Source organism: Brevibacterium otitidis (assembly GCF_042429315.1).
In the GTDB taxonomy this organism is placed as follows: Bacteria; Actinomycetota; Actinomycetes; order Actinomycetales; family Brevibacteriaceae; genus Brevibacterium; species Brevibacterium otitidis.
In genome coordinates, this window is record NZ_JBHMAU010000014.1 from 1 (window position 1) to 13,693 (window position 13,693).

Consider the following 13,693-nt stretch of genomic DNA (forward strand, 5'->3'; position numbering starts at 1 on the left):
GAAGTCCACCGCCCACACCACGTTCGGCGCGTCCGCTGTTGCGGGGTCGACGGTCGAGGACCCGACGCGTTTGCGACGCCGCTGCTGCGGGACGCGGAGGCCCTCTGGGCTGACCCCGTTTCGTAGGTCCGGTGGTTCTGAGAGTCGTCCTGTCGCCCGAGGGTTCGGGCAGGGAGACTGGTCAGACATGTCGAACAGCAGGAAGCGTCACACCCCGGAACAGGTCGTCCGCAAGCTCGGGCAGGCCGACAGGATGCTCTCCGACGGCGCGGATGTCGCGGCGGTGTGCCGGGAGCTCGGGGTGTCCGAGCAGACGTACTACCGGTGGCGTAACCAGTACGGGTTGAAGGCCGACGACGCGAAGCGCCTGAAGGAGCTCGAGAAGCAGAACGCGACGCTCAAGCGGCTGCTCGCCGAGGCGGAGTTGGAGAAGGCCGCGCTCAAGGAGTTGGCTGAGGGAAACTTCTAGGCCCGGGCAGGCGCCGCGCCGCCGTCGCTCACCTGATCAGGACACTGCAGGTGGGTGAACGGATGGCGTGTCGTCTGGTCGGGCTGTCCCGCTCCGCGTACCGGCGGCCGCTCAAGGGCGACACGACCACAGACCCGGACCGGGCGTTGCGGGACTGGCTGCGTGCCTGGGCGAAGAAACACCCCCGTTACGGGTACCGACGCGCGTATCACGATGCGCGCGCCGAGGGCTGGGTCGTGAACCACAAGAAGATCCAACGCCTCTGGCGTGACGAGGGCCTCCGCGTCCCGCAGCAGCGGCGTCGCAAACGCGTCGGGTCCTCGACCGTCGACCCCGCAACAGCGGACGCGCCGAACGTGGTGTGGGCGGTGGACTTCCAGTTCGACGCCGACGAGCAGGGCCGGCCGATCAAGATCTGCTCGATCGTCGATGAGCACACCCGGGAATGCATCGGCGGGCTGGTCGAGCGGTCGATCACCGCCGACCGGCTCACCGCGCACCTCGAGGATCTCGTCGCCGTCCGCGGCGCTCCCGCTGTGCTCAGGTCCGACAACGGGCCGGAGTTCATCAGCGAAGCGATGGCCGACTGGGCAGGCACCCGCACCGGCCTGTCCTACATCCCACCGGGCTCGCCGTGGCGGAACGGGTACGTCGAGTCGTTCAACAGCTGGCTCCGCGACGAGTGCCTCAGCATCAACAGCTTCTACTCGCTGCTGCACCTGACTTGGCTCATTTTGTTAGTGCGTGAGTTTGCTGTTCATGATCGCGTCGATGATGGCTTTTTCTTGGGCGGGGATGTGGGGCGGGAAGGTCTGCTGGGTGCCGTTGATCTCGATCGTCGCCGACCGCAGCGGCTGTAGGCGCTTGACGATGTTGCCGATCGCCAGCCCGGTGCGGGTCTGGACGTAGCGCGATACCGCCAGGGCGGCGAACACGATGGTCAGGTGCGCTTCGATCGATTCGCGGACTCGGTGGAAGATCGGCCGGGCGGCCAGGTCGGTCTTGGACATGCGGAACGATTGCTCGACGTGCCACAGGTCGTGGTAGGACGACACCACCTCTGCCGCCGGTATGATGCTGGCCGGGATGTTGGATGAGTATCCCTTCCAACCGACGAGCTGTATAGCTCGTGCGTAGGAGGCTTCGTCGAGTTCTTTCTTCCCGCCTTTCTCCCGCACGAACCTGGCCTTCTTCGGTGCCCGTTCCCCGTCGATGATCGCGATCGCTCGGTTGCGCTGCTGATTGAGCGTCGCTTGGTCCCGCAGCGCTCTCTTGCGCCGGTACTGCCAGACGGCCCGCCATTTGTCGGTGTCTGTTTCGGGGTCCCACACCGGCTCGGCCCGGCGCGGCACCTGGTCCGGATCGGGTGCCGACCGCCGCATCGTGATGGTGTCAACGGTCAGCCCGTCCTCGTGGTGGGTGCCGTGCCAGTGGAAGTACTTCGCCAGGTCCTGCGGCGCCTTCGTCTGCCGCGACCCGACGATGAACCGCAAGCCGGCGTCGTCGAGGTCTTGCAGGTTCTTCGCCGACAGCATTCCGGCATCGGCGACCACTACCATATCGGCCACGTTGTGGCGGTCCTGGAAAGCCTTGATCACCGGGATCATCGTGTGCGTCTCGGCCTTGTTCCCTTCGAACGAGCGAATCTCCAGGGGAAACCCGGTCCGGTCGACGAGCAGCCCGATGACGATCTGCGGATCGACCCGGCGCTCCTTCGAGTACCCGACCTTGCGGTAGGAGTCTTCCTTCTCCGCCTCGAAATACAAGGTGGTGACGTCATACAGCAGCAGCGACAGCCCCGTGGTGGCGGCGCTGTAGGCGAAGCAGGCCTTCGCGATCTGATCCCGATAGTCCTGTTCCTGGATCCTGCCCAGGCTCCGCTTAATCGTGGCGTAGCTGACAGCGTCGAACCCGAGGTCGCGCAGCACCCGAGGCGCGTCGCGCTTCGACGTCGGCTCCACGATCCGGGCCACCACCAAGTCGCCGAACACCGCGTCGTCGACCCGGTCGAATCCCAACTGCCGATATGCCGCAGTCAGCACCTCCCGCAAGATCCCGGCCCGGGGTCGCCGCCACTCGTCCGGCAGGAGCACGCCCTGCCACAGGTGGCTCAGGGTCGAGCAGCGCGGCTTGCCCACCGTTTTCCTCAACCAGCGACTGAGTGGGCATCTCTGCAAACCCGATGTCGATATCGAGCGTCTGCTGCCCGTCATCGATCCAGCCCCTGGCATGGGCCAGCAGAACCCCGAGCTCGGCCTCGGTATGCGCCGACCCGATGTGCTTGATGATGCGCTGCCGACCGCGCGAATACTCAGCCACCTGCACCGCAGTCGCCCCGGACTTCGTGCGGACCCGCCGGATGAACACCATCCCACGACTCTAAACGACCCCCGTTAGTGCGTGAAAAAGCACGAAATCACAAGCAAAGCTCCAGGTCACGAAACCGAAGCACCGAAACCAAGACAACCGTGAGCCAAGTCAGGTTCAACAGCTGGCTCCGCGACGAGTGCCTCAACATCAACAGCTTCTACTCGCTGCTGCACGCGCAGGTCGTGATCGGCGACTGGAAAGACGAGTACAACCATCACCCCCGGCACTCCTCGCTCGGCTACCTACCCCCAATCGAGTACGCTCAGCAATGCACCCATCAAATCGAAACCGACGACTCACAGAGCGTCCGGACCGAATGAAGGGGGCGGCCCAAGGCAAGCAGCGTTTGATTGTGGCGTAGGACGCTGACTGCACACCGACTTCAGCAAGAGTTTCGATTGATTCGAACTTCGAGCCAGGATGAATGATCCTCGCTGCCACCAGGTCATAGAACACACTGTCACCACCAGTAGCAGCATCGAGCCCGAGCAGGCAGAACGCCCCACGGATAGCATCCAGCAGAAAACCAGCCCGCTCAGCCGAAACCTCCACCGGATTATCCACCGACCCCGTCCCCGCAGACACCGCCGCGCCAGGGCTCCCGATGTCAAGGGCCAGCTGATCACCATCGATCAGACGCTGCGCTTCAGCGATGAGCAACGCGAGTTCCTCATCCGAATGCGCCGAGCCCACATGATCAAGCACAGGCCTGTTCCCGACATACCGCCAGATCACCTGCACAGCCGTCGCCCCCGAAGCAGTCGGCACAGTACGGATCCTCGGCAGTGGCATATCCCACAGCCTACCGCCACCCTAACCACCCGATTAGTCAGGAATTCGAGCACTTCACAACCCAAACCCGCAGGTCACAGTGTCAATATGATCTATATCGCACCCATTTGAGCCAAGTCAGGTCCAATATAGATATGTATTAATGTAATACTTACAACCCGCGCCAAGGTGAATGTGGCTCTTCAGAGTTGAGTGTGGGGTGAGGCGTCCAGGCCGCCAGCGATGAGGAGCATTCGTAGTCGGTAGTTCTCGAGGTTGCGGAACCTGCGAGCGATCCGCCTGCCCAGCTCGATGAGCCCGTTGACCGCCTCGGTGCCACCGTTGCTGGCACCACCGGTATCGAAGTACGCCAGGATTGTCGTCTTCCATTTCCGCAGCGTCCTGCCCAGTCTGGCGATCTCTGGGATCGGGCACGTCGGCAAGGCCTCGATCACGCGGGTGGCCAGCCTGCGCCCTTGAGCGTGAGTGTCCTGGTGGAACATGTCACGCACGTCCTGCGCGCACTGGTAGGCGACTTCGACAGCGACATGATCCTCATGCGCGACGAAGGCCGCCTGCAACCGTTTCTGTTGTCGTTCGGTGAGGCGTTCTCGGCCGGCCCGCAGAAGGTTGCGGATGCCGTAGAGCGGGTCGCCCTTCCGGCCCCGGTGCCCGAGTGTCTGCTGCTGGATACGACGGCGGACGTCATCGACGGCGCTGGTGGCGAGCTTGACGATGTGAAAAGCATCGAGCACACAGGTGGCGTCGTCGAGTTGGTCATCGATCGCGTTCTTGTATCCCTGGAACGGGTCCAGCGTCGCAACCTGCACACCTTGGCGGAAGGAAGGCCCGCGTGCGGTGAGCCAGTCCTTGTACACCGTTGCTGAGCGTCCCGGGACGAGATCCAGCAGACGCGCGGTTCGGTGCTGGTGGCGGGTGAGGTCGACCATGCCGGTCAGCTCCTTGGGTCCGCGCCGGCGCGGATCGGTGTGGTGCCAGACGTGCTCATCGACGCCGAGAACCTCGACGCCGTCGAACCGTGCCGGATCATCAGCGGCGGTGTTGAGCACTGGCCGGATCTGGGACCACAGGGTGTTCCACGTCGTGCCCAACTGGCGGGCCAGTCCCTGGACGGAGGCGTTCTCATACCGCAGCTGACGGATCGCCCAGGACACCGCGCGGGTTGTCAGCAGGCCGCGCGGGGCGGCGACCTGCGTGTTCTGCTCGAGGAACGTCACGACCGGGCAGGCAGACTCCCGGCAGATCCAGCGGTGCTTGCGCCATCGCAAGCGGGCAGGACGGCCGGCGGACGGAGCATCGATCAGGGTCACGGTGATGCGTCCGTGGCCGGTCGGGATGACGCCGCAACCGGGGCAACCGGTCAGCGGGCCGCAGGCCTCGATGTCGAGGACCACGCTCTCGTCGGTGGCATCGACGTCGGTCAGGTGCAGTCCGGGGAGGCCGAGGAGGACATCGCAGCGACTGCAACGGTCCAGAGATGTCGAGCAAGAACACGTAGGATGGGGCATTGTCGAGGTCCTTGAGATCAGCGCGGGTAGATGTCCGCTCATCATCAGGGACCTCGATACTTATCCCCAACACCCCTGCCCGATCAGCGTGCCCACACTCAACTCTGAAGAGCCGTGAATGTATGGTAAGCTAGCATTCGCCTTCCGATTCCATCCCCATGCAGGTCACGATGACCAAGCAGAATAACCTGGAGAACCGCATGAACAGCATTCACCCCAGAGTCACGCTCTCCACCATTGCACTAGCGATCTCGCTCGCCGCTGTACTGGCGTTTTCCCTCGCAATTGCAACTCCCTCGGCCGGCCACTCGGCCACCCACAACGAAGTCGATCAAGAAGCACTCACCGACCTCCAGAACGCACTCAAAGATGCCGGATATCAAGGTGATATATCTGAAGCACGGCTTCGTCAGGCATACGAGGAAGGCGAAAACTCAGCCATTCTCCATTCAAAGCCGAACGGATGTTCCACCCCTAAGCTCTCTAAAGTCCTCACAGGTAAGTACGATCGCATTTTCAAGCCAGCATGCGACACTCACGATCGCTGCTATTCAGCATCGTCGAAAACTTCACGCAAATCTTGCGACAGCACGTTTCGGCATAATATGAACAGGATCTGCCATAAGAAGTATGGGAAGTCCACAGCCCCTGGAACGCGAAGCCGGGACTGCATTGGAACCGCTTCGATCTATTACCACTTCGTGCGAGCGTTCGGAAAGAGTCACTATAAGGGAAAGGGAGATCGCTCATGATAGCCGTTGCGCGGAGCTTTCCGCTCATGCTGAAGGTCGTCATTGCGGCGGCGGTCATTGCACTGTTGTCGGGAGGTGCGCTCCTTGTGTGGTCGATGAGCACCGACGATGGTTGGATCAGCATCGGTGTCAATGCCCTGCTCGTTCTTGCAGTCGGGTTCGTCTTGCTGGTCTGGGGGCTAGTCTGGGCAGGCGCACTCATCGCGTCGAGTCGGCGATCAGAATCGCTGAAGCCCAGCGCCTCATCACCGCCTACCAATGCGGACAGGAGCTGAGGCCTGGCCCTCGTAGCAGCTCAGACGGCGTATAGAGGGTGCGGCACGCGAGTGCCACTCACCGCTTGTCGCGGGGCACCCGGCCCATGAGGTAGAACTCCGGGTTCGGTGTCATGCCGGTGACGGTCGCCATCCGGTTCGACAGTCCGAAGAACCCGGTGATCGCAGTGATGTCCCAGGCGTCCTCATTGTCGAAGCCGTGTGCGGCGAGCTCCGCGAAGTCGTCATCGCAGATGAGCCACGGGGTCTGCTGCACCTTCATCGCGAAGTCGAGCATCGCCGTCTGCCGCGCGGGCAGATCAGCATGCCGGTAATTCAGCGCAACCTGATCAGCGATGAACGGGTCCTTCTCGAAGATCCGCAGCATCGCCCCGTGGGCAACCACACAGTACAGGCACTTGTTAGCCGCCGAGGTGACGGTCACGATCATCTCGCGATCGGCCTTCGTGAGCTTGCCGGTGTCCTTCTGCATGAGCGCGTCGTAGTAGGCGAAGAACGCCCGGAACTCTGCCGGCCGGCGGGCAAGATGGATGAAGACATTGGGCACGAAGCCGGTCTGCTGACCGACCTCCTCGATGCGGGCGCGGATGTCCTCGGGCAGGTCGGTGAGTTCGGCGGCGGGATAGCGGTCTGTGGTGTGCGTCATGTCCTCACGATAGGCGCTCCGCCGGCCCAGCAACAGACTGCACCCTAGGCCTCCCGGCACCCGAGGCCTCGGTACCACCCAGCCTCACCGCTGCCGATGCGGCGGCTTCCGTCCCTCATACGGCCATGCGACCTGCTTGACGCGGCGCGACCGCTGGATCAGCAGCCCCACCGCAATCAGCGCCGCCATCGCCAGGACGGCAGCGATGAACCAGAGGAAGAGCTGGAGGGCAGTCGAGGGCGCACCGAAGACGGCGACCGCGATGAACATCGAGGAGAGGAGAATCCCCAGCCACAGCACCAGCCCGATCATGCGCACTGCCGTGGGAAAGGCTCCCGCTGCCATCGGGATCATCGTGGCCAGCCCGCCGGCTGTGATGGCGAGGAGGAAGCAGAAGATGGTGACCACCGACAGCGGGTTGGAGAACAGCTGATCGTAGAGGCTGCCCGGCACTGCTTCTGCACCGACGATCGGCCGCCAGATCACTGCGGCGATGACACCCAGCACTGCGACGGCGACCGCGCCGACGGCGAGCATCGAGGTGAGCCCGGTGAAGCGCACACCGCCGTCAACGCGTTTGGTGCCGATGAACGCCATGGGAGTCAGCGCGCCGGTGATCCCGGCGAACAGCGCTGCGACGACCTCGGTGTGTGTGATGATCACCATATTGTCGGTCTTGACGAATCGGAAATGGACACCGATGACGGTGAATGTGGCGATGACGAGCCACACCACCGCCATGCCCACACAGCGGCCGACATCGGACAGCCAGCTGGGCTGGCTGCGGTCAGCTGGGGTGGGCCCGGCGACCGGTCGACCTGCCGCTGCGGGTGGGGCACCTGCGGCGGGTGCTGCCGTTCCCGAGGAGGCTGCTGCGGGTGCGGACGCGGGTCGCCGTACTGCGGCTGGCCGTGCCCGGGGGGAGCCTGTGAGCCCGTGAGATTCAGGCTGGCCCGGCGGGTACGGAGGATTGGGCGGGTTCGTCATCTCATACCTTCCGATCTGCACCTGTTCTGGGGCTGAGGCTACCGCTGCACGGCTGCCGATGCACTGGGTTGAGGCGGTTTGGGCCAGATCTGGCACAACGGATGCGGCCGGGGCGATGACGGGCAGACGGTCGGCTGGTCAGCAGCGTCAGTGCCGTCAGCGCGACAGCGCGGAGATGACGACCGAGACGATCATCGCCAGCACAAGGGAGTTGAAGGCGAAGCCGATGATGACATTGGCGCGCACCTTCTTCCACGCGGCTTTCGAACGGATGTCGGCGGAGAGGGCAACCGCCATCGTCGAGACGAGCACCGACAAGGTGAGGTAGTCGTCGAACTCCTCGGGCGGTTCGCTGTGGAACCGGATGTGCTGCCCGGCGTCGGCAGGCACATTGAGGTGCATATATCCGCTTGCGAAGGAGTAGACCATGAAGGCCCACGAGGCGGCCACAGAGACGAGGCCGAGGATCAGGTACGTCGGTGACTGGCGCACCACCTCGGTCTGGGCGAGCACGACGGTGAGGAAGATGGCGAAGATCGCAGCAGTGATGGCGAAGTTCGTGGAACCGGCGAAGCCGAGCGCGCGCACCCACCAGCGCTTCTGCACCGCGACCTCGCGGCGGATCTGCACGGCGAGCGCAGAGCCGCGCAGCGAGCGGTAGACGATCGTCGTCCACAAGATGTAGGTGCCGGCGAAGAGGATCCAGAAGACCAGATAGAACTGGATGAGCACCTGTGAGAGTACGGAGACGGCAGTCGGATCCGGTCCCGACCCGATGACGACGACGGAGGCGACGACCATGGCGACGAGGTTGGAGATGGAATAGCGGGTGACGTCGGTCGCAGTCTTCAACGGCTTGCCCTCACTCGGCTCGCATTCTGCTCTGAGCACAGTCTAGCCAGCGGGGTGAAACGTTCTGCACTGCCGAGCGCGTTGCCCTAGGAACGAGTGCTCCCGGTGAATAGGATGTGGAGTATGGTCTCCGAATCGTCTTCCTCAGCGATGAAGCTGCTCGATGAGCTCTACTACGCCCCCGGATCGGAAACGGACAAGGGCACCCGGTTCGAGCGATTCACCCAGTCGTTCCTGCAGACCGATCCGATCTGGTCGCAGCAGTTCACAAAGGTCTGGATGTGGGACCAGTGGCCGGACCGCTGGGGACCGGACACCGGCATCGACCTCGTGGCAGAGAGGCGAGACGGCGGGAAGACGGCGATTCAGTGCAAGTTCTATGATCCGCAGAAGCGCATATCGAAGAGCGACATCGACACGTTCCTCGCAGCATCCGGCCGCGGCGGCTTCAGTGAGCGCATTATTGTCTCCACAACAACCCAGTGGGGCGCGAACGCCGAGGAGGCGATCCGGGAACAGGACATCCCGGTCCGCCGCATCGGCCTGAACGACTTCGAACAGTCGGCCATCAACTGGGACCTGTTCAGCTCGGCCACACCCACCGTCCTCGAGCTGACCGGCTCCTCCAATCTGCGCCCCTATCAGCGCACGGCTGTCGACCGGGTCATCGATGGGTTCAAGACGCATGACCGCGGCCGCCTCATCATGGCCTGCGGCACCGGCAAGACCTTCACCTCCCTGCGTCTGGCTGAGGAGTTCGTGAAGCAGCGCGGCAGCGTGCTGTTCCTCGTTCCTTCGATCGCACTGCTGTCACAGGCGCTGCGCGAATGGATGAACAACACGGAGCTGGGCATCGACCCGCTGGCCGTGTGCTCGGACCCGAAGGCCTCCCGCGGCCGGAAGACGAACACCGACACCCCTGAGATCTCCGTTGTCGACCTGGCGCTGCCTGCCACGACGGACCCGCAGCGTCTCGCCGAACGCATGAAGGACAGCCGTGCCAGCGGCGACAGCATGCGCGTCGTGTTCGCCACCTACCAGTCGATCGACGTCGTCGCCGAGGCACAGAAGATCGCCGGGCTGGAGCCTTTCGACCTTGTCATCTGCGATGAAGCGCACCGCACCACAGGCGCCACACTCGCCGGCACCGAGGAGTCCGCCTTTGTGCGCGTTCACGATGAGGACTACCTCAAAGCATCGAAGCGCCTCTACATGACAGCGACTCCTCGGATCTATGACGATGCGTCGAAGGCGAAGGCCGGCAAGGCACAGGCTGTGCTCGCGTCGATGGACGACGAGGACGTCTACGGTCCCGAGTTCTATCGCCTGGGCTTCGGCGACGCCGTGCAGATGGGCATGCTCACCGACTACAAGGTCCTCATCCTCACAGTGAACCAGGAATCTGTGACCGAGGCGATGCAGGAGGCATTCGCACACAACGGCGAGCTCACCATCGATGATGCGACCCGGCTCATCGGCTGCTGGAATGGACTCGCCAAGCACGGTGATGCGGAGCATTCCTTCGATGCGGACCCGCAGCCGATGCGCCGTGCCGTGGCGTTCGCGAAGGACATCAAGTCCTCCAAGCGCGTCGCCGCGCAGTTCACCGAGGTCGTCTCCACCTTCATCGACAACTGCGAGGACAATGAAGCCGACGACCTCCTCTCCGTCGAGGCGAAGCACGTCGACGGGTCGATGAACGCGATGGAGCGGACCGAGCTGCTCGACTGGCTCAAGAAAGACACGGATGCAAACACGTGCCGCGTCCTCTCGAACGCCCGCTGCCTCTCCGAAGGAGTCGATGTTCCTTCACTCGATGCGGTCATGTTCCTCAATCCGCGCCGCTCCGTCGTCGACGTCGTGCAGTCGGTGGGACGTGTCATGCGCTTGGCGACAGGCAAGAAATACGGGTACATCATTCTGCCCGTCGTCGTACCCTCCGGCGTCGCCCCGGAGAAAGCGCTGGACGACAACAAGAACTTCCAAGTCGTCTGGGACGTCCTCCAGGCGCTGCGCGCACACGACGAGCGCTTCGACGCGATGGTCAACAAGGTCGAACTCAACAAAGGCCGCGACGACAAGATCGACGTCATCGGCGTCGGATTCCCCGGTGACGACGAGTCCGGAGGTGCTGCCGGAGCGAATGCTGATGCGGGGTCATACACGCAGGCAGCGCTGAACCTGCGGTTGTCGAAGATGGAGGACCTGCGCAACGCGATCTATGCGCGGATGGTCAAGAAGGTCGGTTCCCGGCACTACTGGGATCAGTGGGCCAAAGACATCGCCGTCATCGCAAAGGCACACATCGACCGCATCACGACGCTGGTCGAGAATCCGGACACTGCGGCTTCTGAGCAGTTCGAGGTGTTCCTCGATGCGCTGCGCCGAAACCTGAACGAGTCGATCACGCGCGATGATGCGATCGAGATGCTTGCACAGCACATGATCACCAAGCCGGTTTTCGACGCGCTCTTCGAAGAGTACGCCTTCACGGAGAGCAACCCGGTTTCAAAGGTGATGGACCTCATGGTCGATTCTCTCACCGCGATGCACGTCGACGCCGAGGCAGAGTCCCTGGAGAAGTTCTACGACTCGGTCCGCCTGCGGGCCGCTGGGATCGACAACGCCGAGGGCAAACAGAAGATCATCACGGAGCTCTACGAGAGCTTCTTCAAGAACGCCTTCCCTCGTGCCGCCGACGCGATGGGGGTTGTCTACACACCCATCGAGATCGTCGACTTCATCATTCGGTCGGTCAACGATGTCCTCAAACAGGAGTTCGGCAGATCGATCAGCGACGAAGGCGTCCACGTTCTCGATCCGTTCACCGGCACAGGCACGTTCATCGTCCGCCTTCTTCAGTCCGGTCTCATCACGTCTGCGGACTTGGCGCGAAAGTACGCATCCGAGCTGCACGCGAATGAGATCCTGCTGCTCGCGTACTACATCGCGGCTATCAACATCGAGACGACGTTCCATGACCTCCAGGCCGAGGCCCACGGGGTTGAGCTCGATGCCGAGGCCTACGAGCCCTTCGACGGCATCGTGCTGACAGACACATTCCAGCTGACCGAGGACGGCGACCTCCAGGACGAGGTCGTCTTCCCCACGAACAACACCCGTGCCGAGGCACAGAAGAAGCTCGACATCCAGGTCGTCCTTGGGAACCCGCCTTACTCGGTGGGGCAGACGTCTGGCAATGACGACAACGCCAACGTCAAGTACCCGACTCTCGATGCCAGGGTCCGTGATACCTTCGCCGCACGCACAGATGCAGTAAACAAGAACAGCCTCTACGACTCGTACATGCGTGCGATCCGCTGGGCAAGCGATCGCATCGGCGAGGAAGGCGTCATCGGGTTCGTGACGAACGGAGGCTGGATCGAAGGCAATACAGCCGCAGGTGTGCGTAAGACCCTGGCTGAGGAGTACTCCTCGATCTATGTGTTCAACTTGCGCGGAAATTCCCGGACTGCTGGCCAGAAAGCAAAGCAAGAAGGCGGCAACGTATTTGATGTCCGGGTAGGAGTCGCGGTCTATATTCTTGTCCGCACAAAGCAGAACGACGGGCCGGCGACGATCTACTACCGAGATATCGGCGATTACTTGAGCACCGAGGAGAAGCTCGCAATCATCGCCGACGCTTCCCTCGAAACCGTCCCTTGGCGTCAGATCGAGCCGAACCAGTACGGCGACTGGATTAACCAGCGCGATGAGGACTATCTGACCTATCCCATTCTCGGCGGCGACCTGAAGGACGGAGCCCGAGTCTTCGACGGGTACAGCGCAGGGCTCCAGACAAACCGCGATGCGTGGGTCTACAACTCCTCGAACACCGCTCTCGACGAGAACCTCCTGCGGTTCGTCGAGACCTACGAGGCCGAACGTGCGAGGTTCCGCGACCATGCAGAGCAGCAGCGCCTCACGAATCCCAAAGGCGCCGATACCGTCGGCATCGTCACGACTGACAGCACACTCATCAAGTGGAACCGCTCTCTCCGAGACCGCCTGGCGAAGGATAAGCCGATCACGCGGCAGGCAGGACATACCACGACGAGCCTCTACCGTCCCTTCAACACCCAGCGGATCGACCACTCCGACGGGCTCGTCTATCTTCCAGCGGTTGCACGCCGCTATTTCCCCACTGCGGAGCATGACAACTACGGGTTCTATGTGAATGGAATCACCGCTGGAAACCCCTTCGCTTGCCTGGCCACGCGGCATGTGCCCTGTCTTGATCTCTTCGGAAAGGGCGGCCAGTTCTTCCCCCGCTACCGGTGGGAGCCCCTCGAGGGCGGCACCCTCGCCCTCGACCTCGACGGTGAGGTGATCGACGGGTACCGGCGCGTCGACAACATCAACGACGAATTCCACCGTCTCATGCAGGAGCGCTACGGGGACACCGTCACGAAGGACGACATCTTCTTCTTCATCTACGGCCTCCTCCACTCGCCCGAGTACCGTGAGCGCTACGCCGGGGAGCTCAAGCAGATGCTGCCCCGCGTGCCGAACGTCCCTGCGAAGTCGTTCACAGCGTTCACATCAGCCGGGCGAAAGCTGTTCCACCTCCACGCCGACTACGAAGACGCGGAGCTCTACCCGCTTGAGGTCGTCGGTGGGGAGCAGCTTCCACTCGGTGGTGCGGACGCCGAGGCGGAGCACTACAGAGTTCAGAAGATGCGCTTCCCGACAGGTAAGAGGGCCGTCGACGCTCCTGGCTCGATCATCGTCAACCCGAACATCACGGTCCGCGGTATCCCAGAAGAGGCGTACCGCTACCAGCTCGGCTCGCGCAGCGCGATCGAATGGATCATGCGCCAGTACCAGGTGACGACCGATACGGCGTCGGGTATCGTGAACGACCCGAACCAATGGGGCATCGAGCACGGCAATCCGCGCTACATCCTCGACCTGCTGCAGAAGGTCATCACCGTCTCCGTCCGCACCGTGGAGATCACCGAGAGCCTCCCCGGGCTCGGAGATTGACAACGCGCCAGTCGCAGATGTCCTCCGGAGCCAGCTCCACGACAGGTTCCGGGCGG

General features: G+C 62.9%; 8 protein-coding genes and 2 pseudogenes. 5 read left to right on the top strand and 5 right to left on the bottom strand.

What is annotated here, in order from left to right; genetic code table 11:
• The first annotated feature begins 187 nt into the window (after positions 1–187).
• A protein-coding gene (locus ACFFN1_RS01100; RefSeq protein ID WP_376837801.1) for an IS3 family transposase occupies positions 188–1,329 on the top strand; the annotation gives its coding sequence in 2 pieces (ribosomal slippage) (positions 188–455 and positions 455–1,329; 1,143 coding nt in all).
• Here ACFFN1_RS01100 and ACFFN1_RS01105 read toward each other — a convergent pair.
• Positions 1,240–2,839, bottom strand: a pseudogene (locus ACFFN1_RS01105) (IS1634 family transposase); the annotation flags it as partial. The gene ACFFN1_RS01100 and the pseudogene ACFFN1_RS01105 overlap by 90 nt on opposite strands.
• A gap of 113 nt (positions 2,840–2,952) precedes the next feature.
• On the opposite strand from ACFFN1_RS01105, the pseudogene ACFFN1_RS01110 reads away from it, so the two are divergent.
• Positions 2,953–3,159 (top strand): annotated as a pseudogene (locus ACFFN1_RS01110) (integrase core domain-containing protein); the annotation flags it as partial.
• Between the two features lie 654 nt (positions 3,160–3,813).
• On the opposite strand, the gene ACFFN1_RS01115 reads toward ACFFN1_RS01110, so the two are convergent.
• The gene (locus ACFFN1_RS01115; protein ID WP_376837803.1) at positions 3,814–5,139 is read right to left on the bottom strand and encodes an ISL3 family transposase; all 1,326 of its coding nucleotides are present in this window, start codon (positions 5,137–5,139) and stop codon (positions 3,814–3,816) included.
• Between the two features lie 170 nt (positions 5,140–5,309).
• On the opposite strand from ACFFN1_RS01115, the gene ACFFN1_RS01120 reads away from it, so the two are divergent.
• Together ACFFN1_RS01120 and ACFFN1_RS01125 are read left to right on the top strand one after the other, a co-directional pair.
• Positions 5,310–5,891, top strand: a complete 582-nt coding sequence (locus ACFFN1_RS01120) for a phospholipase A2 family protein (RefSeq protein WP_376837804.1) — start codon at positions 5,310–5,312, stop codon at positions 5,889–5,891.
• A 26-nt stretch (positions 5,892–5,917) separates the two neighbouring features.
• Entirely contained in the window at positions 5,918–6,166 is a 249-nt protein-coding gene (locus ACFFN1_RS01125; RefSeq protein WP_376837806.1) for a hypothetical protein, read from the top strand.
• A gap of 58 nt (positions 6,167–6,224) precedes the next feature.
• Here the strand turns inward: ACFFN1_RS01125 and ACFFN1_RS01130 are convergent, their stop codons facing one another.
• From ACFFN1_RS01130 to ACFFN1_RS01140, 3 genes are all read right to left on the bottom strand, one after another.
• Entirely contained in the window at positions 6,225–6,812 is a 588-nt protein-coding gene (locus ACFFN1_RS01130) for a peroxidase-related enzyme (RefSeq protein ID WP_376837808.1), read from the bottom strand.
• 84 nt (positions 6,813–6,896) lie between these two features.
• Positions 6,897–7,553: a hypothetical protein gene (locus tag ACFFN1_RS01135; RefSeq protein WP_376837810.1), complete on the bottom strand. Its 657-nt coding sequence runs from the start codon at positions 7,551–7,553 to the stop codon at positions 6,897–6,899.
• A gap of 402 nt (positions 7,554–7,955) precedes the next feature.
• Positions 7,956–8,651 (bottom strand): DUF1345 domain-containing protein, encoded by a 696-nt coding sequence (locus ACFFN1_RS01140; RefSeq protein ID WP_376837811.1) that lies wholly within the window; start codon positions 8,649–8,651, stop codon positions 7,956–7,958.
• A gap of 123 nt (positions 8,652–8,774) precedes the next feature.
• Between ACFFN1_RS01140 and ACFFN1_RS01145 the strand changes: the two genes are divergently transcribed.
• A complete protein-coding gene (locus ACFFN1_RS01145; RefSeq protein WP_376837813.1) occupies positions 8,775–13,637 on the top strand; it encodes a DEAD/DEAH box helicase in 4,863 nt (1,620 codons plus the stop codon).
• Positions 13,638–13,693: the final 56 nt, after the last annotated feature.

Coding starts and splice junctions, on each gene's coding strand:
- ACFFN1_RS01145 (WP_376837813.1), top strand. CDS start 8,775: ATGGTCTCCGAATCGTCTTCCTCAGCGATGAAGCTGCTCGATGAGCTC.
- ACFFN1_RS01135 (WP_376837810.1), bottom strand. CDS start 7,553: ATGGCGGTGGTGTGGCTCGTCATCGCCACATTCACCGTCATCGGTGTC.
- ACFFN1_RS01130 (WP_376837808.1), bottom strand. CDS start 6,812: ATGACGCACACCACAGACCGCTATCCCGCCGCCGAACTCACCGACCTG.
- ACFFN1_RS01115 (WP_376837803.1), bottom strand. CDS start 5,139: ATGCCCCATCCTACGTGTTCTTGCTCGACATCTCTGGACCGTTGCAGT.
- ACFFN1_RS01125 (WP_376837806.1), top strand. CDS start 5,918: ATGCTGAAGGTCGTCATTGCGGCGGCGGTCATTGCACTGTTGTCGGGA.
- ACFFN1_RS01120 (WP_376837804.1), top strand. CDS start 5,310: ATGACCAAGCAGAATAACCTGGAGAACCGCATGAACAGCATTCACCCC.